This is a genomic window from Paraburkholderia sp. SSBN10T (assembly GCF_056619545.1).
In genome coordinates, this window is sequence record NZ_JBWQQI010000014.1 from 119840 (window position 1) to 143835 (window position 23996).

Annotated in this window: 20 protein-coding genes; 9 read left to right on the forward strand and 11 right to left on the reverse strand. The window is 64.1% G+C overall.

Features of this window, described 5'->3' with window-relative positions; translation table 11 throughout:
• Positions 1–11 precede the first annotated feature (11 nt).
• Positions 12–965, reverse strand: coding sequence for a LysR family transcriptional regulator (locus AC1ECK_RS21630; RefSeq protein WP_480322532.1), 954 nt, complete (start codon positions 963–965; stop codon positions 12–14).
• Between the two features lie 162 nt (positions 966–1127).
• Between AC1ECK_RS21630 and AC1ECK_RS21635 the strand changes: the two genes are divergently transcribed.
• Positions 1128–2144 (forward strand): zinc-binding alcohol dehydrogenase family protein, encoded by a 1017-nt coding sequence (locus AC1ECK_RS21635; protein WP_480322534.1) that lies wholly within the window; start codon positions 1128–1130, stop codon positions 2142–2144.
• A gap of 182 nt (positions 2145–2326) precedes the next feature.
• Positions 2327–2875: a DUF6013 family protein gene (locus AC1ECK_RS21640; protein WP_480322536.1), complete on the forward strand. Its 549-nt coding sequence runs from the start codon at positions 2327–2329 to the stop codon at positions 2873–2875.
• A 13-nt stretch (positions 2876–2888) separates the two neighbouring features.
• On the opposite strand, the gene AC1ECK_RS21645 is transcribed toward AC1ECK_RS21640, so the two are convergent.
• Complete coding sequence (locus AC1ECK_RS21645; protein WP_480322538.1) at positions 2889–3698, reverse strand: ABC transporter permease; 810 nt, start codon at positions 3696–3698, stop codon at positions 2889–2891.
• Complete coding sequence (locus AC1ECK_RS21650; protein ID WP_480322540.1) at positions 3695–4408, reverse strand: ABC transporter ATP-binding protein; 714 nt, start codon at positions 4406–4408, stop codon at positions 3695–3697. Before AC1ECK_RS21650 ends, AC1ECK_RS21645 begins: the two co-directional genes overlap by 4 nt.
• Positions 4409–4553: 145 nt before the next feature.
• On the opposite strand from AC1ECK_RS21650, the gene AC1ECK_RS21655 reads away from it, so the two are divergent.
• Positions 4554–6893, forward strand: coding sequence for an AsmA family protein (locus AC1ECK_RS21655; RefSeq protein ID WP_480322542.1), 2340 nt, complete (start codon positions 4554–4556; stop codon positions 6891–6893).
• A gap of 172 nt (positions 6894–7065) precedes the next feature.
• Here the strand turns inward: AC1ECK_RS21655 and AC1ECK_RS21660 are convergent, their stop codons facing one another.
• Positions 7066–7566 (reverse strand): hypothetical protein, encoded by a 501-nt coding sequence (locus tag AC1ECK_RS21660; protein WP_480322543.1) that lies wholly within the window; start codon positions 7564–7566, stop codon positions 7066–7068.
• 375 nt (positions 7567–7941) lie between these two features.
• Between AC1ECK_RS21660 and AC1ECK_RS21665 the strand changes: the two genes are divergently transcribed.
• From AC1ECK_RS21665 to AC1ECK_RS21675, 3 genes are all read left to right on the forward strand, one after another.
• Positions 7942–9552, forward strand: a complete 1611-nt coding sequence (locus AC1ECK_RS21665; RefSeq protein ID WP_480322545.1) for a sensor histidine kinase — start codon at positions 7942–7944, stop codon at positions 9550–9552.
• A gap of 149 nt (positions 9553–9701) precedes the next feature.
• Positions 9702–10181 (forward strand): response regulator, encoded by a 480-nt coding sequence (locus tag AC1ECK_RS21670; RefSeq protein WP_480322547.1) that lies wholly within the window; start codon positions 9702–9704, stop codon positions 10179–10181.
• 88 nt (positions 10182–10269) lie between these two features.
• On the forward strand, positions 10270–12258 hold the full coding sequence (locus tag AC1ECK_RS21675) for a hybrid sensor histidine kinase/response regulator (RefSeq protein WP_480322550.1): 1989 nt from the start codon (positions 10270–10272) through the stop codon (positions 12256–12258).
• 175 nt (positions 12259–12433) lie between these two features.
• On the opposite strand, the gene mscL is transcribed toward AC1ECK_RS21675, so the two are convergent.
• The 4 genes from mscL to mfd form a co-directional block, all read right to left on the reverse strand.
• Positions 12434–12886 (reverse strand): large conductance mechanosensitive channel protein MscL, encoded by a 453-nt coding sequence (mscL, locus tag AC1ECK_RS21680; RefSeq protein ID WP_480322552.1) that lies wholly within the window; start codon positions 12884–12886, stop codon positions 12434–12436.
• Between the two features lie 90 nt (positions 12887–12976).
• Entirely contained in the window at positions 12977–13999 is a 1023-nt protein-coding gene (locus AC1ECK_RS21685; RefSeq protein WP_480322554.1) for a threonine/serine dehydratase family protein, read from the reverse strand.
• Between the two features lie 96 nt (positions 14000–14095).
• Entirely contained in the window at positions 14096–15346 is a 1251-nt protein-coding gene (gene argE / locus AC1ECK_RS21690) for an acetylornithine deacetylase (protein ID WP_480322556.1), read from the reverse strand.
• Positions 15347–15497: 151 nt separating this feature from the next.
• On the reverse strand, positions 15498–18977 hold the full coding sequence (mfd, locus tag AC1ECK_RS21695; protein ID WP_480322558.1) for a transcription-repair coupling factor: 3480 nt from the start codon (positions 18975–18977) through the stop codon (positions 15498–15500).
• Positions 18978–19098: 121 nt separating this feature from the next.
• On the opposite strand from mfd, the gene ispD reads away from it, so the two are divergent.
• The 3 genes from ispD (at position 19099) to AC1ECK_RS21710 (ending at position 21207) form a co-directional block, all read left to right on the forward strand.
• Positions 19099–19809, forward strand: a complete 711-nt coding sequence (gene ispD / locus AC1ECK_RS21700; protein WP_480322560.1) for a 2-C-methyl-D-erythritol 4-phosphate cytidylyltransferase — start codon at positions 19099–19101, stop codon at positions 19807–19809.
• 33 nt (positions 19810–19842) lie between these two features.
• Positions 19843–20322, forward strand: a complete 480-nt coding sequence (ispF, locus tag AC1ECK_RS21705) for a 2-C-methyl-D-erythritol 2,4-cyclodiphosphate synthase (RefSeq protein WP_480322562.1) — start codon at positions 19843–19845, stop codon at positions 20320–20322.
• 618 nt (positions 20323–20940) lie between these two features.
• Positions 20941–21207, forward strand: a complete 267-nt coding sequence (locus AC1ECK_RS21710; RefSeq protein ID WP_480322564.1) for a hypothetical protein — start codon at positions 20941–20943, stop codon at positions 21205–21207.
• Here AC1ECK_RS21710 and AC1ECK_RS21715 read toward each other — a convergent pair.
• The 3 genes from AC1ECK_RS21715 to AC1ECK_RS21725 form a co-directional block, all read right to left on the reverse strand.
• Positions 21185–21709: a carboxymuconolactone decarboxylase family protein gene (locus AC1ECK_RS21715; RefSeq protein WP_480322566.1), complete on the reverse strand. Its 525-nt coding sequence runs from the start codon at positions 21707–21709 to the stop codon at positions 21185–21187. The two genes, AC1ECK_RS21710 and AC1ECK_RS21715, sit on opposite strands and share 23 nt — an antisense overlap.
• A gap of 76 nt (positions 21710–21785) precedes the next feature.
• Complete coding sequence (locus tag AC1ECK_RS21720) at positions 21786–22334, reverse strand: peroxiredoxin (RefSeq protein WP_480322568.1); 549 nt, start codon at positions 22332–22334, stop codon at positions 21786–21788.
• A gap of 301 nt (positions 22335–22635) precedes the next feature.
• Positions 22636–23985, reverse strand: coding sequence for an ATP-binding protein (locus AC1ECK_RS21725; RefSeq protein ID WP_480322570.1), 1350 nt, complete (start codon positions 23983–23985; stop codon positions 22636–22638).
• Positions 23986–23996: the final 11 nt, after the last annotated feature.

A 23996-nucleotide genomic window follows, 5' to 3' on the forward strand; every position in this document is an offset into this window, starting at 1 on the left:
CTGAAGGCACCTCAACGCGGTTCGACGTCCCAATACGGCGGATCGCCGAAGTGGGCCGCAAGAAAGTCGATCAACGCCAGCGTTTTCGGCGGCACGAAGGCGCGGCTCGGATAGACGGCCCAGATGGCCACCGTCTCGGCCAGCGGATAGCTGTCGAGGATCGTCACGAGTTCGCCGCTGCGCAGGTAGGGCGCTACGTCCCAGGTCGATTTGAGCGCAATTCCAAAGCCGGCCAGCAGGGCGTCGCGGATCACTTCGCCGTTGTCGGTCGCGAGGCGCCCGCTTACGCGCACGTCGAGGCGACCGGCGGGCGTCTCGAAGGCCCACGTGTTCTGGTCCGCCAGAATCACGCATTCGTGCTGCGCCAGATCGGCCGGATGATGCGGCGTGCCGCGCGTTGCCAGATAGGCGGGCGCGCAGCAGATCACCCGGCGGTTGACCGCCAGGCGTTTGGCCACCAGCGTCGAATCCTTCAGCGCACCAATCCGGATCGCCATGTCCACGCCGGCGTCGACAAGGTCGACGAGGTGATCGGTCAATCGCAGATCGACGCTCACGCCCGGATAGCGGCGCAGCAATTCCGGGATAACCGGCGATACATGCTGACGTCCGAACGATGACGGCATCGACACCCGCAACCGTCCCTGCGGTTCGGTCTGAGCCCGGCCGACCGAAGCGCGTGCCGCGGCGGCGGCATCGAGCAGCGTTTGCGCACGCGTCATGAAGATCTCGCCGTCCTGCGTGAGGCTGATGCGGCGCGTGGTCCGATGCAGCAGGCGGGCGCCTAGCAGCCGCTCGAGCTGAGCGAGCCGGGCGCTCGCCACGGCCGCCGACAAGCCGAACTCGCGGCCGGCCGCCGACACGTTGGCAAGCAGCGCGGCCCGCACGAACAGCGCGACATCGAGCAGATCGAGCCGTTCGCGTTCATGCTGCACAGACACGGGGGAGGTGGCCGGTTTTGTCATTCTTCTGAATTTCAAGAAAATGTTTAAGCAATTATGCCTGTTCTGAACGGCCAAGGATCGTCCTAAGATAGGTACAGCCCAAGCGAAACAGCGCGGCGCAAACCGTGCGCGCCGGCGCGCAACGCTTATCCCGTCTACCTCACGAACGAATCAGGAGTTGCCATGAAAGCTGTCGGTCTTTATCGCTACTTGCCCATCGACCATCCCGAAGCGCTGCTCGATGTCGAGCTTCCTGAACCCGAAGCGAAGGGCCGCGACCTGCTGGTCAAGGTCGAGGCGATCTCGGTGAACCCGGTCGATTTCAAGGTCCGCGCGCCGAAAGACGCGGTGGAGACCACGCCGCGCGTGCTCGGCTGGGACGCAGCCGGAACGGTGGCCGCAGTTGGCCCCGAAGTGACGCTGTTCAAGGTGGGCGATCCCGTGTTCTACGCCGGCAGCATCACGCGGCCGGGCGCCAATAGCGAATACCATCTGGTGGACGAGCGCATCGTCGGCCGCAAGCCGGCCTCGCTCGATTTCACGCACGCAGCGGCCTTGCCGCTGACGGCGATTACCGCGTGGGAGGCATTGTTCGACCGGCTGGGCGTGTCGCCGCAGGGCGCCGACAAAGGGCGCTCGGTGCTGATCATCGGCGGTGCGGGCGGGGTCGGATCGATCGGGATTCAACTGGCGAAACAGCTGGCTGGACTGACCGTGATCGCAACGGCCTCGCGTCCGGCCTCGGCGAAGTGGGCGACCGAACTGGGCGCCGACCATATCGTCGACCACTTCGGCGACATGCCCGCGCAACTGCAACAGATCGGCTTCGAGCAGGTCGATTTTGTGCTGATTTTCAACGATACGGACAAGCACTTCCCGGCTGCCGCAGCCGTTATTAAACCGCAAGGCGGCATTTGTACGATCGTGGAAAACGACCGGCCGATCGCCGTCGAACTGCTGAAGGCGAAAAGCGCAGCGTTTCATTGGGAATTCATGTTCACGCGCTCGATGTTCGGCACCCCTGACATGATCGAACAGCACAAGCTGCTGACCGAAGTGGGCCGCCTCGTGGACGCGGGCACCCTGCGCACGACCGTCGGCGAGGACCTCGGCAAGATCAATGCGCAGAACGTGCGGCGTGCGCATCAGTTGCTGGAGCAGGGCCGCGCGATCGGCAAGCTGGTGCTGAGCGGCTTCTGACCGGTCCGTTGCGCATACCCAGATACGCAGAAAACGTCTTGCCGCAAGCGGGTTAACACCCGATCCGCGCGAAGCGCGTTCGGGTCCGCTTGGCGGTAGACTGGCGGGGCAAAGTCGCTGCGCGTCGTGCGACGCGAGCGTGCAGCGGCACAACGACGAGGTGACCACGACGAGGTGACCGTATGAGCCCCTGCTTCAGACTCTCCGCCGTTCCTGTTCTGGCTTGTCTCGCTTGCACACTGGCGCCGCCGGCTCACGCCGTGACGCCGATCACGGTCACCTCGCAAGCCGCGCCCGATGGCCCGATTCGCTATACGGTCAAGGTGACCTCGAAGGAGTTCGGCAATGCGCAGGAGACACGCACCATCCGCTCCGGCGAATCCGATGACTTCACGTGGAAGACGACGCCGCCCGGCAGCCCGGTTGCGGCGGTCGAGCAATGTCCGAACTACGATTCGCTACCGCTCGATACCAACGGCACGGTGCTGCGACAAACGCAGATCCGCTTTGCGCCGGTGGTCGGCGACGACGGTACGGCCACGGTGCAATTGAGCTTCCAGGCTCTCGCGCCGCACGGCACCAAAAGCGTCACCCATGCGGGCAAGACGCTCAAGTGTCCGAACGACGTGAGGGTGAGCCAGATCGTGCGTTTCACGATGCCGACCAACGGCAGCACGAAGACGCTGACGCTGACTGACGGGACTCAGGTCGCGGTATCGGCGAAACGCTGATTCACTTTCACTTTCACTTGCGCGCGAGCGCAGCCCGTTCGACGAGCCGCGCTGCCAGAAAACGGTGCTCCGGCGAAAACAGCCGCCGATAGGTCAGCAGCACCGCGCCCACGGTGCCGAGCGCCGACGCCGCGGCGATCAGGAACATGATCACGATCTGATAGCGCACCGCCTGCAGCGGCGACTGGCCGGCCAGCACCTGGCCTGTCATCATGCCGGGCAGGCTGACGACGCCGACCACCGCCATCTGATTGAGGGTGGGAATCATGCCGGCCCGCACCGCCTGCCGCGCCGGACCCTGGGCCGCTTCCCAGCGGGTAGCGCCAAGCGCGAGCGCCATATCCACGCGGTCGCGGCGCGCGGTCAGCTCTTCGGTCATCCGCTCGATGCCGAGCGACACGCCGGTGAGCGTGTTACCGAGGATCATGCCGAGAATCGGAATCGCATACTGAGGCTCGTACCATGGGCGGATGCGGATCACCACGAACAGGCCCACTGCGGCCACCAGCCACGAGCTGAGCCAGATCGACAGCACGCTGTCGGCGCGCTGCCCGGCATAGGTGCGCGCGCCGCGCTGTGCGCCCGCGAAGCCGGCGATCAGGGTCATCAGCACCATCAACGGCAGTACCACGAACCAGCGGTCGAAGCGGAATACCCAGCCGAGCACGTAGCCGATCGCCAGCAACTGGACGACGGTGCGCACGGCAGCCCAGGCCAGCTTGCGTTCGAGATCGAGCTTGAGCGCCACCGACACCGCGCCGTTGACGACGATCAGCAGGGCGGCGATCGCCAAGTCCCAAAGGCTGAGATTTTGCAGGGTCATCGGGCGCGCTCCTCGTCGGCATTGGGCGTGAGCGCCGCTTCGGCGAGCACGCCGGCGCGCATGGTGAGATGCCGCTCGCTCATGCGCTGTGCCTGGGCCGGATCGTGCGACACCCAGACCGAGGCGCGCGGCGCATCTCCCGCGCTAAACCACGCTTCTACGAGCCCCTCGATCGCATGTGACGACTCGGGGTCGAGCGAGGCGGTCGGTTCGTCGAGCAGCAGCACCTCCGGCGAAAGCTGCAGGACGCGGATCAGCGCGGCGATCTGCGCTTCGCCGCCCGACAGGTCGTTTGCCCGCTTGTCGAGAAAGTCCGCGCCGCGGCCGGCCTTGGAGGCGAGTGAAGCGGCCCGCGCGCGATCGAAGTGCACGTCGCGATACGCCTTCAGCGAAAACGGATAGCGCAGGTTGTCTTCGACGCTGCCGTCGAGAATCGCCGGACGCTGGCGGATATAGGCGACGTTGCGCCGGTAGCGTGGAATCGCCGCGCGCCCGACCGGCTTGCCGTGCCAGGTCATGTGCCCGCCATCGAGCGGATCGAGCAGCGCGAAGGCGCGCAGAAATACGCTCTTGCCGGATCCCGACGACCCGGTAATGGCGACCCGGTCGCCTGCATGGAGGGCAAAGCGGGTGGGGTGCAGCAGCATCTGGCCGCTCAATGGGTCGCGCCGGGCGATGTCTACGGCGGCGACGATCGGAATGTCCGTCATGTGGGGATCTGGGTGATAGGTACAATGCACGGCCCCGTGCGTCGCGCTTTAGCGCGCTACGGCCGGCGGTGCCCGATGAGCGGCGCAGTGAACCGGGCATGCAAACTGCTGTCCGATACGCAAACAGAGAAAAATGGAGTTCCTCATGGCAGTGTCGCGGACGCTCGGCGGGCGAATTGGCAAGATCATCGCATGGTTCGTGGCGCTCATCCTCGTCCTGATCGTCGGGTTGGCGGCTTTTATTCTGACGTTCGACTGGAATCGCGCGCGCCCGTGGGTGGACCAGAAGGTGAGCGAGGCGATCGGCCGGCAGTTTGCCATCGAGGGCGATCTGAAAGTCGGCTGGCGCCGCCCGGTGGGCGAGACCGGCTGGCGTGCATGGGTGCCCTGGCCGCGTTTCTCGGCCGCCAACATCACGGTGGCCAACCCCGACTGGGCCAAACAGCCGCACTTCGCCACGCTCGACGAGATCGACTTCGAGGTGGCGGTGCTGCCTTTGCTGGCGCATGACATTGTGATTCCGGCGATCGATCTGGTGAATCCCTCGGTCGATCTGGAGCGGCTCGCCGACGGACGCGATAACTGGACCTTCAAGCTGCAGTCCTCGGCGGGACCGTCGCAGTGGAAGCTGGATCTGCACGATATTGCGTTCGCCAAGGGCAAGGTCGCCTTGTCGGATCAACAGCAGAAGACCGAGGTGCAGGTCGTGGTCGATACCCTTGGCCAGCCGGTGCCGATCGGCGAGGTTATGAAGGAGCAGGAAGCGTCGTCGCGCAGCGCGTCTGCCCAGGTGGTCGGCAAAGCGGGCGCAAACCGTCTCACGGCCCAGGCGAATGCGATCGCGGCCTCGGAGGCGGCGACCGCCTCCGCCTCCGCGTCAGCCTCCGCACCGGCTAGCGCCGCGAGCAGCGCGGGCCCCGACGCGCCTGCGGCGCTTCCGCTGTACGCGATCGGCTGGACCGTGAACGGTTCCTACAACCACACGCCGATATCGGGCAGCGGCAAGCTGGGCGGCGTGCTGGCGCTGCAGGATGTCAAGCGGCCGTTCCCGCTGCAGGCCGACGTCAAGGCTGGCGACCTGCATGTCGCGCTGGTCGGCACGATCACGGATCCGGCCCACCTCGCGGCGCTCGATCTGCGCCTGTGGCTGCAAGGCACGAGCATGGCGCATCTGTACTCGCTGACGGGCGTGACCTTGCCGGAAACGCCGCCGTATGCCACGGACGGCCGCCTCGTCGGCCAGTTCAAGCGCGACGCCAATGTCTTCAGGTATGAGAACTTTACGGGCCGGGTGGGCGGCAGCGACCTGAACGGCTCGCTGACCTATACCGCTCGCGAGCCGCGGCCGCTGCTGGAGGGCGAACTGGTGTCGAACCTGCTGCAGTTCTCCGATCTGGCGCCGGTCATCGGCGCGGATTCCCGCGCCAGCAAGGCGAGCCGCGGCGACGCGACGCAACAGCCGGCAGGCAAGGTGCTGCCGGTCGAGGCGTTTCGTACCGAGCGCTGGAAAGCGATCGACGCCGACGTGAAATTCACCGGACGGCGTCTCATCAAGAACCCGGATCTGCCGATTACGAATCTGTTCACCCATGTGGTAATGACAGACGGCGTGCTGTCGCTCATGCCGCTGTCGTTCGGAGTGGCGGGCGGCACGCTTGCATCGGAGATCCATCTGGACGGCAGTGCCACGCCGTTGAAGGGCCGTTTCTCGACCTCGGCGCGCCATCTGAAGCTCAAGCAGTTGTTCCCGAACGTCAAGACGATGCAAAACGCACTCGGCGAAGTCAACGGCGACGCGGCGCTCTCCGCCACCGGCAATTCGCCGGCCGCGCTGGCGGCTACGGCGAACGGCGAAGTGAAAGCGCTCGTCACCGACGGCACGGTGAGCCGTTTGCTGATGGAAGCGGCCGGCCTGAATGTGGCCAACGTGGTCTACGAAAAGCTGTTCGGCTCGGCTGACGTGAAGATCAACTGCGCCGCCGCGGACTTCGTGGCGACCAACGGGGTGCTCGATCCACGGGTGTTCGCGCTCGATACCGACGATGCCGTGATCGACATCGACGGCAACGTCAATCTGCGTGACGAGACGATGGACCTCGGCGTCCACCCGCATACGAAAGGCTTCCGGGTGTTTACGCTGCGCTCGCCGCTATACGTGAAAGGCACCTTCAAAGATCCGCATGTGGGCGTGAACGCGACCGCTCTCGCGCTGCGCGGCGGCGCAATGGTTGGCCTGGGGCTGATCAATCCGCTGGCAGCGCTGCTTCCGTTGATTGCGCCGAGCAATAACAAGCCGCTGCCGTGCGCTCAACTGCTGGCCAATGAACGGACGCAACCTACGGCGCCGCCGCCGGGGCAGAAGCAAAAGGCGCGGCCGCCGTTGTCGCTGGATGGCGCGGCGCCGGCGTCGGCGGCGAGCGGTAAGGCCAGGGTCGCGCCGGGCGTATCGCCGCCGGCGGGTGCGGTCACCTACAGGGGCAGTTAGGGAACGTGCAGGACCGGTAGCCGATGGCGCAGTCCGCTAGGGCAGCGCGGCATCAGGTCCGATGGAAACCGCGCAATCCGAAGCCACACAATTGAACCGGTTTGAACCGGTAAACGACAGGCGCGCTCATGAAAGCATGAGCGCGCCTGTCGTTAAAACCGCGGAAAGAGCGTTAGCGCAGCGAACGCGGGGTGGCATCGCCGGCCGCATCCTGGCGTCGCACGCCGCGCCTCGGGGCGCCGATTGCCGCACGGGTGGCGCCGAACTCCGGCAGGATCCGGTTGCGCGCGCGGCTGGCGAACACCAGGAAGCCGAAGCCGTCTGCCTCGTACCAGTAGCCGCCGTTTTCCAGCCCGTCGAGCGGTTGTTCGAGCGCATTGGCGATCGATTCGATGCAGCGCCGGCGCAGTTCGGCGGGCGCCGGATACGGCAGTTGCGCACCGCGCACGCTGCATAGCAGCACATCGAGACCGGGCAGGACATGGGCATACAGAACCGGCTCGTCCTGTGCGCGGGCCCGCGCAATCTTGGTGTCTAGCTGGCCGAACGGTTTGAAATGCCGCAGCACGGCCAGGAACGACTCATCGCCGTCCACCTTCGCGCGCCTACGCTTTTTCGGGAAGGACATAAAAATTCGCCTGAAAAAGAATTGCAAGAAACGCAGCGTCCTCATGCGACCACTCCCGGCTTCGCGCCGCCGCACGTCGATCTTTTATAGCATACGAAAATGCCAGATTCACGGTGATTCGACGATCAATCTGCCTCACACCCATCCGCACGAATCGTGCCGAATCGCCTTGCCGCGCGCATTCGCATCCCTACTTCTGTCTCCATGATAGACGCAGGCGCCCTGTAGGGGAGTCCTCCGCCATTAAAAAAAGACATTTTTATGTTGGCCAGCGCTTCCAGGGCGGCACATTGAAATATCTCGGGTTCACGTCGATAATGGCCCGGTTCCGCTGCGGCGGTTCGGCGGACTGCGCCGCGTGGGGGCAACGCGCAACCCGCCGCCTGGACCGTGCGGCGTCCGGACAGACTACCAGCGTACATGAAACTATTCACCAAGGGTCTGCTGCTGATTGCGATGCCGAGCGTCGTCGAGCTGGCATTGCTCGGCCTCGTGTTCGATACCCAGCAACAGGCGGCGCAAGCCGCGCAGTGGGTCGCCAACAGCAAGCACATCCTGTATCAGTCGTCTTCGCTGATCGATCCGCTGCTGCGACAGGCCGCGCGGGTTCGCACGGGGATGGTGGTCGGCGACCCCATTTTTCTCGACCGTCGTGCGGCGTGGGTCGATCTCGCGGACCGTCTGGCGCAACTCGAGCAACTGGTGGGCGACACGCCGCAGCAGGCCGGGCGCGTGCAGCAGATGCGCGCGAGCGTCGACGCCTACCGGGAGCAGGCCGACGCGATTGCCAAGGGCTTGCATGAAGGGCGCAGCATGGCGCCGTTTATCGCCCTCGAGGCCGGCGCCGTGCCGCGCCAGGTGGCGCTGTTTCAGGAGCAGCTCGATGCCTTCGTCACCGAAGAGTCGCGGCTCGATGCCGAGCGCAATGCGTCGCTCGCGCAAACCCGCGCCCGTCAGCAATACGCGCTGATCGCCGCGGTGCTCGGCTCCATGCTGATCTGGGGCGTCACCGCGCTGGTGTTTGCGCGCAGCATCGGCCGCCGCCTCGAGGTGCTGACCGGCAATGCCGAGCGTCTCGGTCACGGCCGGCCCTTGAGCGCACCGCTTTCGGGCAACGACGAAATCGCCGCGCTCGACGCCGTGCTGCACCAGACCGGCGCACGGCTGCGGGCGGCCGAGCAGGATCAGGCGGTGCTCAAGGCGAGGCTGGAGGCGCGCGCCAAGGAGCTGGCCGGGGTCAACGAGGAATTGCGCCAGGAGACCCAGGACAACGAGATGTTTATCTACAGCGTCTCGCACGATTTGCGCTCGCCGCTCGTCAATCTGCAGGGCTTCTCGAAGGAGCTGCAGGTTTCCTGCGACGAGCTGCGCACCACGATCGACGCCGCCCAGTTGCCGCAGGCCGAGCAACGGCGCCTCACCAACGTGCTCGACGGCGACGTGCGCGAATCGCTGCAGTTCTTGCGGACCGCCGTGACGCGTGCCGCGGCGATCATCGAGGCGTTGCTGCGCATCTCGCGGGCCGGGCGCCTCGAATATCAGTGGCAGCGCGTGAGTATCGGGCGGGTCGTGGCGCGGGTCGTCGACGGCTTCGCCGGTACGATCGAGGCGCGCGGCGCGCAGGTGACGGTGCGCGAGTTGCCGCCGGCCTGGGGCGACCCGGGCGCGATCGAGCAGATTTTCGGTAACCTGATCGGCAATGCGCTCAACTTTCTCGATCCGGACCGTCTGGGCCGAATCGAGATTGGCACATGCGAAGCGGAGCCGGTGGACGAGCGCAATCCGCCGCCCGTGCGTACGCGGACGTACTACGTGCGCGACAATGGACTCGGCATCCCGGCGGCTTATATGTCGAAGGTGTTCCGGGCCTTCCAGCGGCTGCACGGCGAAGTGGCCAAAGGCGACGGCATCGGGCTCGCGCTGGTGCGGCGCATGGTCGAGCGGCACGGCGGGCGCGTCTGGGTGGAGTCGGCGGAGGGCGCCGGTTCGACGTTTTTTGTCGTGCTGCCCGAGCAGCCGGCACGCCTGTGACGGGCCCCGCCCGCCGCGGCGCAAGCCGGGTTGATGAGCGAGGCCTTTGATCCAGGCCACGGTGCCTCGCGGCCTGCGGGGCTAGCCTGCAAAGTATGAAACACTAACAAAATGGTCACGCACCGGCGAACGGCCGGCACGGAGGCAGTATGAAGAATGGGGAAACGGTCAGCATTATTCTGATCGAAGACGACGATGGCCATGCCACGCTCGTCGAACGCAATTTGCGCCGGGCCGGCATCTCGAACGGCTTCCTGCGGTTTTCCGACGGGCAAGAGGCGCTGGATTACTTTTTCGGCGACCCGCCGAGCGGGGATGCAGCCGCCAAATATCCGCCGCGTCAGGACCTGACGAACCTGGTGGTGCTGCTCGATCTGAAGATGCCGCGAGTGGACGGCTTCGAGGTGCTGCGCCGCCTGAAAGAAGCGCCGCAGACCGCGGCCGTGCCGGTGATCGTCCTCACGACCACCGACGATCCGCGCGAAATCGAACGCTGCTATGAGCTCGGTTGCAACGTCTACATTACGAAGCCCGTCGAATATGACGCGTTCATCGAGGCGGTGCGCCGTCTCGGCTTCTTCCTGCAGGTGGTGAAGCTGCCGCAGGGCCAGCGTCTGGCGGCGTCGTGAGGGCTTGCGTGCGCTTGTCTGACGTTGCTGCTTAAGGACAATCGGCCTGAAGTCCGTGAGAATAGATCTAGCCAAAGAAAGAACCAGCATGACCGAAGACGTATCCACGCCGCTCGCGGCTTACGTGCTTGTCGTCGACGACGACGAGGGCATCTTGCGTCTTGCCCGCAAGTCGCTGCAGCGGGCGGGTTGCCGGGTGACGCTTTGTTCCGATGTCGATAGCGCCCGTGCGCGGATCGCGGCTGGCGCGCCGGACCTGCTCGTGCTCGACTACCAGCTCAACGGTCCCGAGACCGGGCTGGATTTTTTCCGCCGCCTGCGTGCCGAGGGCGTGCGGATTCCGGCGATCCTCGTCACCGGTTTTACGGACGAATCGCGCGTCATCGAGGCGTTGCGCGCGGGCGTCTCGGACGTGGTGCCGAAGTCCGGCGATTATCTCGACTATCTGCCCGAAGCGGTCGAGCGCGTGCTCTCGCAGGTGCGCCTGCAGCGGGCCTCGGCCGAGGCCGTGCTGCTGCGCGACCGCGAGCAGCATTACCGCACCTTGTCCGAGGCGCTGCCGCATCTGGTGCTGACCTGCGGCGCCAACGGCGACTGCGATTTTCTGTCGAAGCAGTGGTTCGAATACACGGGCCTCGACGAGAGCCACTCGCATGGTCTCGCATGGCTCGACGCCGTGCACCCGGACGACCGCGAGGAAATCCGCCAGACCTGGCTCAAGGCGGTCAGGAGCGGGGCCGGCGACTATCGGCATGAGTTGCGGATTCGCCGCCACGACGGCGCTTACCGCTGGTTCGACGCGCGCATCGTGGCGATGCGCGACGCCGACGGCATAGTGACGAAGTGGTTCGGCAGTTGCACCGACATCCATCCGCAGCGTGAAGCGATCGAGGAGCACGAGCGGCTGCTGGCTTCGGAGCAGGCCGCGCGACACGCCGCGGAAGAGGCCAATCGAGCCAAAGACCGCTTTCTGGCGATGCTCTCGCATGAGCTGCGCACGCCGCTTACACCGGTGCTGGCCGGAGCGCGGGTGCTCGAACTGATTCCCGAGTTGCCGGAGCCGGCGCGCTCGTGCGTGCTGATGATCCGCCGCAATGTGGAGCTCGAGGCGCGCCTGATCGACGATCTGCTCGATCTCACCCGGGTGGCGAACGGCAAGCTGCGGCTGTCGCTCGAGACCGTGGATGTGCACGAAGTGATCGACAGTGTGCTGGAGCTGTTTCGCAGCGAGATCCAGGTCAAGCAGCAGGACGTTCATATCGACAAGGCTGCCCAGCACCACTACGTGCTGGCCGACCGCGCGCGCTTGCAGCAGATGCTCTGGAACCTGATCCGCAACGCCGCCAAGTTCACGCCGGACGGCGGCCATATCTACGTGCGCACGCGCGACGAGCGCATGCAGGTGCAGATTTCGATCGAGGACACCGGGATCGGCATCGAGCCCGAGCAGATCGGCAAGCTCTTCAATGCGTTCGAACAGGGCAACCAGAACATGACCCGCCAGTTCGGCGGCCTCGGCTTGGGACTCGCGATTACCAAGGCCCTCACCGACGTGCATGGCGGGACAGTGACCGCGCAGAGCCCCGGGGCGCACTGCGGCGCCACCTTTACCATCACCTTGCCGACGGCCGCCAAACCGGTCGAGCAGGCGGTCGTGCCGGCGCCGGTCACGCCGCATCCGGCCGGCATGCTGACGATTCTGCTGATCGAGGATCATCTCGACACCGCCGAGGTGATGGCGCAACTGATTCGCAGCCTCGGTCACGACGTGACGGTGGTGGGACGGGTGGCCGACGCGCTGGCGGCTACGCAGTCGGCGAACTTCGATCTGATCGTCAGCGACGTCGGGCTGCCGGACGGCACAGGCCTCGATTTCATCAAGGCGTTCCGCGAGCATTCGGATGTGCCGGCGGTCGCGTTGACGGGCTTCGGCACCGATGAGGATGTGCGCCGCTGTCTCGGCGCCGGGTTCACCTCGCATCTGACCAAGCCGGTGAATTTCACGCAGCTCGAGCAGTTGATCGAGAGCGCAGCCAACGTCAAGGCCGAGAAAACCGCCGGAAGCGATTCCACGTAGTGCGAACTTTTGGCGCGGCGCGAGCGTATCGAGGCTCGCTGCGCGATTGGCTCTTCATTGAAAAAGGCCTGCTGCGAAGCGATTCGCAGCAGGCCTTTTGTTCTTTCGTTCGATGCGCCGCCGTGCGGGTGCGCGCCGGTTTAACAATTGAAGAGGCTGAAGATCCCGGTGAGTCTTAAGGCGCGCGCGGCGCGTTCTTCAGCGAATCGCGGATTTCACGCAGCAGCAGCACGTCTTCCGGCGTCGGAGCCGGCGCCGGCGCTTCGGCCGCAGCGGGCTTGCGCAGGTTGTTGATGAACTTCACCATCAGGAAAATGATGAACGCGAGGATGATGAAGTTGATCAGCACCGTGATGAACGAGCCGTAGCCGAACACGGCCACACCCGCGGTCTGCAGGTCCTTGTACGACTCGGGGCTACCCTTGAAGCTCGCCGGGATGTCGCCCAGGCGGATGAACTTGTTGGAGAAATCGAGGCCGCCGGTCGCAACGCCGACGACCGGCATGATCAGGTCTTTGACAATTGAATTAACAATGGTGGAAAAGGCGCCGCCGATAATCACACCGACTGCGAGATCCATCACATTGCCCTTAAGGGCAAATTCTTTAAATTCCTTGATCATGCTCATAGGGGATTCCTCCTTGATGTCGATGGCGCCATGATAGCCAACGTCTGAAGGATAGGGTAGTGCTTTTAAGGGCGCGCTTTAAAGGCGTACTTATGACTCAAGTGCGCGTGCTCGCTCGATGTGACTGGCAAAGCTGACCGCGTCGATATTGGTGCCGCACAGCAGCACGCCGACGCGCTTGCCCTGCAGCGTCTCGCGCAACGGCCCGAGCAGGGCAGCCGTGGCGGCGGCGCAGGCGGGTTCCACCGCCAGCTTCAGTTGCGTGAACAGCGTCAGCATGGCCGCGCGCAATGCGTTGTCGGTGACCGTGACCAGTTGGTCGATATGGCGCCGGCACAATTCATAGCTGTACTGCTCAGTGTGTGGCGACATCAGCGAATCGGCAATGCTGTGCATGTGCCCCATCTTGATCGTGTGATTGGCTGCGAAGCTCTTGCCCATGGCATCGGAGCCGTCCGGTTCGACGCCGTACACATGGATGCGCGGATTGGCCAGCCGCAATGCGGTCGAGACGCCGGCGGCGAGGCCGCCACCGCCGATCGGCACGATCACGGCATCCAGATCCGGCGTTTGCGTGGCCCATTCGTAGCCGAGCGTGGCGGTGCCGAGCACCGTGCGATAGCCGTTGAATGGATGCACGAAGTAACGGCCTTCCTCGGCTTCGATGCGTCGGACGATTTCGAAGGCCTCGGCGGGGTTTTCGGCCAGCACCATTTCCGCGCCGTACTGACGGCACAGCGCCACGCGCGCCGGATTGGCCGAGCGGAACAGCACGACCTTCGCACCGATACCCAGACGCATTGCCGCATACGCCACCGCCACCGCATGATTGCCACCCGACACGCAAGTGACGCCGGCGCTGCGCTGGGCTTCGTCGAGTGCCAGCAGGTTGGTGAACGCACCGCGTGTCTTGAAGCTGCCGCCCGCCTGCAACAGCTCGAACTTGAAGTTCACCACCGTGCCTTCCAGCGACGGGAAGTCGAGCTTGTCGAACACCGGGGTGCGGGCGACCCACGGCGTCAACGCAAAATGCTGCGTGGCGATGGCGTCGAGCGTCGGGATCGGCTCGCCGTCGATCGTGTGGTCTGTGTGCTGCGGCGTGGCGGTGGACATGGTGTGGGGTGAAATCGTTCGTTCTGTTTGGAGTCGGGCAGCGAGCGTCAGTTCAGGTTCGCCCGTGCAAACGCGTTTGCCGGCGGGCGGCGCGTCTCAATGTGCATGAGCCTCCACCGACATGCTGTGGATGAACTTGCCGAGGAAGCGCTCACAAGCCGCGAGTTGTTCGAGCGCGACGAATTCGTTGGCCTTGTGGGCCTGCTGGATATCGCCGGGCCCGCACACGATGCTTGGAATCCCCGCCAGCGAAAACAGCCCTGCCTCGGTGCCGTAGGCGACCTTGCGCTTGTCCTGATCTGCCGTCAACGCGCGCACCAGTTGCGTGATGGCCGCCTGTTCCGACGCATCGAGCCCAGGCGCTGCGGCGATCTTCGAGAACTCGATGGCGGCCGACGCGTGTTCGCGCAGCATTTTCGGCAGCAGCGTTTCGCGGGCGTACTGATCGATGCGCGCGAAAATCGGCTCCGGGTCGAGCGTGGGCAGATTGCGGAATTCGAACTGGAAGCGGCATTCGGCGGGGACCGTATTGATCGCGTTGCCGCCCTGGATCGTGCTGGTCTGCGCGGTGGTGAACGGCACGTCGTAGAGTTCGTCGAACGGACCTTGCTCGCGGAACTGGTCGGCCATATCGCGGATGTAGCAGATCAGGCGCGCGGCGTACTCGATCGCGTTCAGGCCCTTCGGCGTCAGGGACGAATGCGCGGCCTGGCCGCGCACGCAGCACTGGTAAGCATTGATGCCCTTGTGGGCGATGATGGGGCGCATGCTGGTCGGCTCGCCGACGATGCAGCCGTCCGGCTTGATGCCGCGTTTCATCAGCTCCGCAATCATCAACGGCGCGCCGACGCAGCCCACTTCCTCGTCGAATGACAGCGCGAGGTGAACCGGTTTGGCGAGCCTGGTGCGCTGCATTTCCGGTACGAGCGTGAGCGCGGCGCCGATAAAGCCCTTCATGTCGCAGGTGCCGCGGCCGTAGAGCTTGCCGTCGCGCACTTCCGGCTTGAACGGATCGCTGTCCCACTGCTGTCCGTCGACCGGCACGACATCCGTGTGACCGGACAGCACGATGCCGCCGTTGGTCTCGCCGTCATGCGCGGGAAGCGTGGCGAACAGGTTGGCCCATTTGCCGCTTGCGTCGTGAGTCAGCGTGCTTTCGATGCCGGCTGCGCGCAGTTCGTCGCGTACCGTTTCGATCAGGCCGAGATTCGGATTGCGGCTCACCGTATCCATCGAGACGAGACGCGTGACCCAAGGCAGCGAAACGGGGGAGGAGGCTTGCGCGGAAGAGGCGGCGGGAGCGGCGGGCGTGGATGCGGAACGCGCTGATTCAGCAACGTGAGACATGACGAAACTCCGACTTTTAAGTCTTTCGATCATACCCAAAAAACGCTGCTCCGGCTTGCCGATCGAGATGCTGCGGCGCGCGCCTTGCGCGCCGCAGCATAAGGCCGACAGGCCGGTCGACCCGGTCTCGGCCGGCGCGCTTCAGCGGGTCTCAGCGGGCCGCCGCGGCAGCCGTCCCGCGCGTGGGGGCGCCGAGCGCGCGCAGCGTCTCCTTCACCGTGGCGACGCGCACTGCCAGATCGGGACTGCGCGTTTCGATGCGCAGCTTGTCCTGGCCAGCGAGCTTGATGTGCTTGTGTTTCTGCACCATCTCGATGATCCGCATCGCGTCGATCGGCGGATTTGGGATGAATTGCAGGCCGATGACCGATTCTCCCGCATCGATCTTCGAAATTCCCAGCGGCTTCGCCGTGAGCCGCAAGCGATGCGTTTCCACCAGCGCATGTGCTTGCGGCGGCAGCTTGCCGAAACGGTCGATCAGCTCTTCCTGAATGCCGTCGATCGAATCGTTGTGTTCGCAATTGGCCAGCCGCTTGTACAGCGACAGACGCTCCTGCACGTCGCCGCAGTAATCGGCGGGCAAAATCGCCGGGGCGTGCAGGTTGATCTCGGTGGTGGCCGCGAGCGGCGCCGTGAGATCGGGTTCCTTGCCTTCCTTGAGCGCCTTGACGGCGTCGTTCAGCATGTCGGTGTAAAGCTGGAAGCCGATCTCCTGAATTTCGCCCGACTGCTTGTCGCCGAGCACTTCGCCGGTGCCGCGAATCTCGAGGTCGTGCATCGCCAGATAGAAGCCCGAGCCGAGCTCTTCCATTTGCTGGATCGCTTCGAGACGGCGCTGCGCCTGCTTGGTCAGCCCTTGCGGGTCGTGCACGAGCAGGTACGAGTAGGCCTGGTGATGCGAGCGTCCGACGCGCCCGCGCAACTGGTGCAACTGCGCGAGGCCGAACTTGTCGGAGCGGTGAATCAGGATCGTGTTGGCGCTCGGCACGTCGATGCCGGTTTCGATGATGGTCGTACACAGCAGCACGTTGGCGCGCTGCGCGACGAAATCGCGCATCACGCGCTCGAGTTCGCGTTCGTGCATCTGGCCGTGCGCGACCGCAATGCGTGCTTCGGGCACCAGCGCTTCGAGCATCTGCCGGCGGTTCTCGATGGTCTCCACTTCGTTGTGCAGGAAGTAGACCTGGCCGCCGCGTTTCAGCTCGCGCAGCATGGCTTCGCGAATCACACCGTCTTCTTCACGGCGTACGAAGGTCTTGATCGCGAGCCGCTTTTGCGGCGCGGTGGCGATCACGGAAAAGTCGCGCAGGCCTTCGAGCGCCATGCCGAGCGTGCGCGGAATCGGCGTGGCCGTGAGGGTCAGCACGTCCACTTCGGCCCGCAACGCCTTCAGGGCCTCTTTCTGGCGCACGCCGAAGCGATGCTCCTCGTCGATGATGACGAGGCCAAGGCGCTTGAACTGCACATCCGAGGACAGCAGCTTGTGCGTCCCGATCACGATATCGACGCTGCCTTCGTTGATCTGCTGGATCGCGGCGCTCACTTCTTTGGTCGACTTGAAGCGCGACAGTTCGGCGATGCGCACCGGCCAGTCGGAGAAGCGGTCCGAGAAGGTTTGCGTGTGCTGCTCGGCGAGCAGCGTGGTGGGCGAGAGCAGCGCCACCTGCTTGCCGCCCATCACGGCGATGAACGCCGCGCGCAAGGCGACTTCGGTCTTGCCGAAACCGACGTCGCCGCAAACGAGCCGGTCCATCGGCTTGCCGCTCGTCATGTCGCCGATCACCGCGGCGATCGCGGCGGCCTGGTCGGGCGTTTCTTCGAAGCCGAAACTTTCCGCAAATTTCACGTAATCGCGCGGCTCGAGCGCGAACGCATGACCCTCGCGCGCCGCGCGGCGCGCGTACAGGTTGAGCAGCTCGGCAGCGGTGTCGCGAATCTGCTGGGCGGCTTTGCGCTTGGCCTTTTCCCACTGGCCGGAGCCGAGCGAGTGCAGCGGTGCGCTTTCCGGATCGGCGCCGCTATAGCGCGAGATCACGTGCAACTGGGCGACCGGCACGTAAAGCTTGCTTTCGCCCGAGTATTCGAGGTGCAGGAACTCGGTTTCGCCTTCGCCGAGATCCATGGTCACCAGACCCATGTAGCGGCCGATGCCGTGCTGCGAATGGACGACCGGGTCGCCTACCTTCAGCTCGGACAGGTCGCGCACCATCGAATCGACGTTGCTCGCCTGTTCCTGGCGGCGGCGACCGGCGCGCCGCGCGAGCGGGCCGTACAGTTCGGTCTCGGTGATGATGGCGATGCCTTCGGCCGGCACCGCAAAGCCGCTGGCAAGCGGCGCGACGCCAAGAACGAAGCGTTCGTCGCTCGTCAGCCAGTCGTTGAAGCCGTCGCTTGACGTGGGCCGCAGACGATTGTCGGCCAGCAATTGCAGCAGCGTCTCACGCCGCCCAGCCGACTCCGCGGCGAACAGCACGCGATTGGGCGTGCTTCCCAGATAGGCGCGCAACGCTTCGACGGGATCGTCAGCATGCCGGTCGATGGCGAGATTGGGCAACGGCGTCGACCAGCCGCCGCCGGCATTGGCCGGCAGCACGAGGCGTGCGAACGGCTTGGCGAACGTGAAGAAGTCCTCGTCGGACAGGAACAGACGGTGCGGCTCGAGGATCGGCCGGTCGCGGTCGTGCGAGAGGAAGTTGTGCCGCTGCTTCGTATCGTTGGTGAAACGCTTGATCGCCGCATCCAGATCGCCTACGAACGCGAGTTGCGCGCCCTCGGGGAGATAGTGGAACAGCGTGGCGGTCTCTTCGAAGAAGAGCGGCAGATAGTATTCGATGCCCGCGGACGGCACGCCGTTGCCGATGTCCTTATAGATCGACGCGCGGCTCGGGTCGCCTTCGAACACTTCGCGCCAGCGGCTGCGAAACGCGGTGCGGGCCGCTTCGTCGAACGGAAACTCGCGGCCCGGCAGCAGGCGCACGTCATGCACCGGATAGAGGCTGCGCTGGGTGTCGGGGTCGAACGCACGGATCGAGTCGACCTGATCGTCGAACAGATCGATCCGGTACGGCAGCGGCGAGCCCATCGGAAACAGGTCGAGCAGCGAACCGCGCACGCAATACTCGCCCGGACGCACCACCTGGCTCACATGCTCGTAGCCCGCCAGCGTCAACTGGGCTTTCAGCTTGGCCTCGTTGAGACGCTCGCCCTGGGAGAACGAGAACGTGTACGCCGCCATGAAGGAGGCGGGCGGCATGCGATAGAGGGCCGTGGTGGCGGGCACCAGCAGGATGTCGCAGCGGCCTTCGCCGAGGTCGTGGAGGGTGGCGAGACGCTCGGAGACGAGGTCCTGGTGTGGCGAGAAGGTATCGTAAGGCAGCGTTTCCCAGTCGGGCAGCAGGCGGACGCGGGCCTCGGGTGCGAAAAAACCGATTTCTTGCGCGAGGCGCTGGGCGTCGACGGCGCTTGCGCATACGACGGCAAGGAGCGGCACCTGTTCGCGATAGGCGAGGTGATAGCGGGCGATCAGCAGGGCATCGGACGAGCCGTGCGTGCCGTCGAAGGCGAAACGCTGGCCGGCCTTGACGAGCGCGACGGGCGGAGAGGACTGCGATGATGCGGCGATGTCTGGCATAGAAGGGAAAAGGCGGCCGGTGGGTCACACGTGAGCGGCAAGTTTACGCGTGTCATGGCGTGGATGCGAAGGACCTATTATAAAATCCGTCCTTTACTTTGACTTCGCGGCGTCCGCACCAGTGACTTCACGTCTTTTTGCTCTGATTCCGTGCGCAGGCACCGGCAGCCGGTCCGGCGCCGCGATGCCCAAACAATATCGCACTGTAGCCGGTCGCGACATGCTGCATTACTCGCTGGCCGCGTTCGACGCCTGCAGCGAGTTCGCGCAGACGCTGGTGGTGATCGCCCCCGACGACCAGCATTTCGACGCCCGCCGCTTTGCCGGGCTGCGTTTCGCGGTGCGCCGCTGCGGCGGCGCGTCACGCCAGGCCTCGGTACTGAACGGCCTGCACGCGCTGGCCGAATTCGGCGCCCACGACGACGACTGGGTGCTGGTGCACGACGCCGCGCGCCCCGGCATTACGCCCGGCTTGATCCGCGCGCTGATTGGCGCGCTGAAAGACGATGCGGTGGGCGGCATCATGGCGCTGCCGGTGGCGGACACCTTGAAGCGGATTGCGCCGGATAGCGGCGGCAGGATTGCTCGGACCGAGCCGCGTGACGGCTTGTGGCAGGCACAGACGCCGCAGATGTTCCGCATTGGGATGTTGCGCGAGGCGATCTTGCAGGCGCAGCAGGACGGACACGACCTGACGGACGAGGCGAGCGCGATTGAGTGGCTGGGTCACGCGCCGCTGCTGGTGCAGGGCAGTTTGCGCAATTTCAAGGTTACGTATCCGGAAGATTTCGACCTGGCTGAGGCGATTCTGAGCCGGCCGGCGGCTTCCTGAAGAGTTTCATCGTTGATAACCGGACTTCAAGCTATGGATTTCAGAATTGGGCAGGGGTATGACGTGCACGCATTGGTGCCGGGGCGGCCGCTCATTATTGGCGGTGTGACGGTGCCATACGAGCGAGGTCTGCTCGGGCATTCGGATGCGGACGTGCTGTTGCATGCGATTACCGATGCGCTTTTCGGCGCTGCCGCGCTGGGGGATATTGGGCGGCATTTTTCTGATACCGATGCCAGATTTGCCGGGGCGGATTCGCGGGTGCTTTTGCGCGAGTGCGCAGCGCGGGTGGCTCAGGCTGGGTTTTCTATCGGGAATGTGGACAGCACGGTGATTGCTCAGGCGCCCAAGCTTGCGCCTCATATCGAGGCTATGCGGGTTAATATTGCTGAGGATTTGAAGCTGCCGCTTGATAGGGTTAATGTCAAGGCTAAGACTAATGAGAAGCTTGGGTATCTTGGGAGAGGGGAGGGGATTGAGGCTCAGGCTGCGGTTTTGTTAATTAAAGGTTGAGGTTTTTTTTGCCTGCGCGGCGCTTTGGTGGTTTGTTTTAGGGTGTTGGCCTTTCCTTGCTTTCTTAATGGTTTATTAGCGTTGCCCCTGTGCGGGGCGGCACCTACTTTTCTTTGCCGCCGCAAAGAAAAGTAGGCAAAAGAAAGCGGGCTGACAACCGCCAGCCCGTAGGTGTCCACCACTCAGGCCAACACAGAGTGGTCCGCACGAGGAGCTGCCCTCGCGCAGCAGCCGTTAGTGACAAGGCTGTCATCCGTTCCAGCGTTGCGCTGCGCGCCCCGCCGAAGGGCATAACTCCTTCTGCGTGCTCCATAGGTATTCTAACTATCTTTGGTTTGCTCACTATCGGTACGGTAGCTCCGGCGGCATGCCGACCGGTCAACCATGTCGCTGATCATGCGCCGTGCGCGGTGCGTCAACCGGGTGGAGGCGTCCATCCCATTGTTCCTAGTGCCGCTGCGCGGCCGGACCACTTGCCGCGAACCCAGGCAGACCCGTTTTCCCACGCAGACCCATCCGCGACGCACGCAGTGCGGAGTGGTGTGGATGAGCCCTTTGTCACTAACGTAGGGAGATGCGAGGGTAGGTCTTCGTGCGGACCAATTCGGCGTGGTTTGAGTGGCGGACACCTATGGGCTAGCGGTTGTCAGCCCGCTTTCTTTTGCCTACTTTTCTTTGCGGCGGCAAAGAAAAGTAGGTGCCGCCCCGCACAGGGGCAACGCTAATAAACCGATAAGAAAGCAAGGAAAGGCCAACACCCTAAAAACGACCACCAAAAGCGCCGCACAGGCAAAAAAACTAAATAAAAAAACGCCACGCAAAACAAAATCGCGTAGCGTCCCACTGAAAGTGAAAACCCTGATTACTTCCCTTCAGCCACAATAACCTGCGCTGCGGCATTAACAACCGCCGCAATCCTCCCAACATCCCGCAACTGAGTGGAACTCATCCCCTCAGCAACAAGCGTATCAAAGTGCGATTTAACACAAAAATGGCACTTGCCAATAATAGAAGCCGCGAGTGCATACATCTCAAACCGCCGCTTATCGACGCCACCATGCGAAGCATAAGCATTCATCCGTAATCCCGCCGGTTGCGATTTAAGATCCGCGCTATCAGTCATCTCGACATACGGATACCAGACATTATTCATCCCCATCAACGCAGCAGCCGTCAGCGCGCCATTGACTTCCTCGGGGGACAACACACCCGCATTGCGAATCGCCTCGACAATCACCGCGCTCTTCGCCGCAAACGCCGCCGCCAGCGCCACCCCCACCGCGTCGCTGCCCTCCAGCGACGACCGCGCAATCGTGCCGTCAAGGTTCAAACGAATGTCCTTAGCGTAGTCAGGTACAAGCGCTTTAATCGCAGACAAGAATTCCATTGATATCTCCTATCAGATTGCCGATAAAAAAGCCCGCCGGCTCTTTCAAGCTTAGCGGGCTTCCGACTTGCAAGGCTTACAGCGTTGCGCCGCCAACCGCACGGTTGCACGGGCACAGCTCGTCCGTCTGCAGGCCGTCCAGAATACGCAGCACTTCTTCCGTGTTACGGCCGACGTTCAGGTTGTTCACCGAAACGTGCTGGATCGTGTTGTCCGGGTCGACGATGAACGTTGCGCGCAGCGCCACGCCGGCTTCCTTGTCGCGCACGCCCAGTTGGTCGATCAGCTCGCCCTTGACGTCGCCGAACGCGTAATGGTTCAGCTTGTTCAGGTCCTTGTGCTCACGGCGCCATGCCAGCTTCACGAATTCGTTGTCCACGCTGCCGCCCAGCAGGATAGCGTCGCGCTCTGCAAAGTCGTTGGCCAGCTTGCCGAATTCGACGATTTCCGTCGGGCACACAAACGTGAAGTCCTTCGGGTAGAAGTAAATGATCTTCCACTTGCCCGGGAACGACTGTTCGGTGATCTCTTCGAACGCCGACACGCCGTTTTCTTCATGATTGTTGAAGCCCGGCTTGGCTGCGGTGATGGTAAACGCTTCGAGTTTGTCGCCAACGGTTTTCATGCGGAATACTCCTGTGAAGGTTGCCAATGAGTTGGAAAAACAGCCTGTTCAAGCTACCTGCTCGCTGTAACGAATACGTTACACAGCCTCAACTATAACTCTATTGATGCATCGCAGCAATAGTTTTTAGCTAACAAAGCGGATAGTTTTTCTTCACTGGACTGATAGCTTGCGCAAATGTCACCGCTTTGCGTGGGATTTGCGGCGGGTGCATTGCGCAGAGGGCATGCGGGGTAACGCAGTGCAGCATGCTGTTGCGGCGACGCGGCAGCAGCATGCTAGTAGCGGCGCACTGCGCGCCTCAAGCGCCCTTGGCGAGCGGAAACTCGATCGTGACTTCGAGCCCCGGCCCGGGGTTCCGGTTGCGCAGGCGCAGGCCGCCGCGGTAGCGGCCGACTAGGCGTTGCACGATCGCCATGCCGAGGCCGGTCCCGTTGGCCTGGGTGCGCGCCGTATCGACGCGGTAGAACGGCCGGGTGACCAGCGCGAGCTGGTCCTCCGGAATGCCCGGCCCCTCGTCGACCACCGAGAGTTCGACCCGCGAGTGCGACACGCGCGTCTCGAGGATCACGTGCGGAATGCCGTCGGTTTCGCTCAGGCCGTACTTGCGGGCGTTTTCCAGCAGGTTGCCGATCACACGCCGAATGTCGGTTTCGTCGGCCTCGATCACCGCCGAGGGCGCGAGCCGCGTGATCAGCCGCATGCCGTCTTCGGACGCTATCCGCGCCGCCAGTTCTCCGGCGATCACGGAAAGGTCGACAGGTTCCGGGACTCTTTGCACCGGCCGCGCGTAATCGAGGAAGCGGCCGATGATCATGTCCATCTGCTCGATGTCGTCCACCATCGCGTCCTTGGTGGTCTGATCCGACGGGCTCATTTCGGTTTCGAGGCGCAGGCGCGCGAGCGGGGTGCGCAGGTCGTGCGAGATGCCGGCCAGCATCAAGGCCCGGTCGGCTTCGAGCTGTTCGAGATCCTGCACCATCTGGTTGAAGCTGCGGTTGGTCTCGGCGGCCACGCCCATGCCGCGCTCGGGCAGCGGCTCGGGCAACTGTCCCGAGCCGACCTTGCGCGCAGCCATCGCGAGGCGCGCGAACGGCCGGTTCACGAGACTCGTGATGAAGGCCGCGCCGAACAGCGAGAGCGCGAGCGCGAACACGCCCCAGCCGGCCCATTGCAGGCCAGTGGCGTTGTCAAGCTGGTCGCGGTCGAGCGCCACCCAGTAGTCGTCGTCGTCGATCTTGAAGCTGATCCATACGCCCGGGATGTCGTTGACCGATTGCGCAATCACCGTGTCGTCGCCGAGACGCCCGCGGATGTCGTGTTCGATCAGGCGGTTCAGCGACTCGTCCGGTTGCAGTTTGTACTTGTCGGTGGTTTCGCGCGGATACACGCGCACCCCTTCATTGCTCTCCAGATCCTGCAGCAGCGCGCGCCGCAGGTCGGGATCGGAATAGAGGAGTGCGGTGCGCGTGAGCTTCACGATGGCGACAAGCTGCAACGCGACGCGCTGCGCGCGCGGCTCGCGTTCGATCACCCGGAAGCTCTGGAACCAGGCGGCGAGACTGACTGCGATCAGCAGTGCAATCAACAGAAAGGTCCGCCAGAAAAGGCCACCGAACGCGAGCGTCAGGAGGCGCCGGTCGATCCGCATGGGCCCTTCTT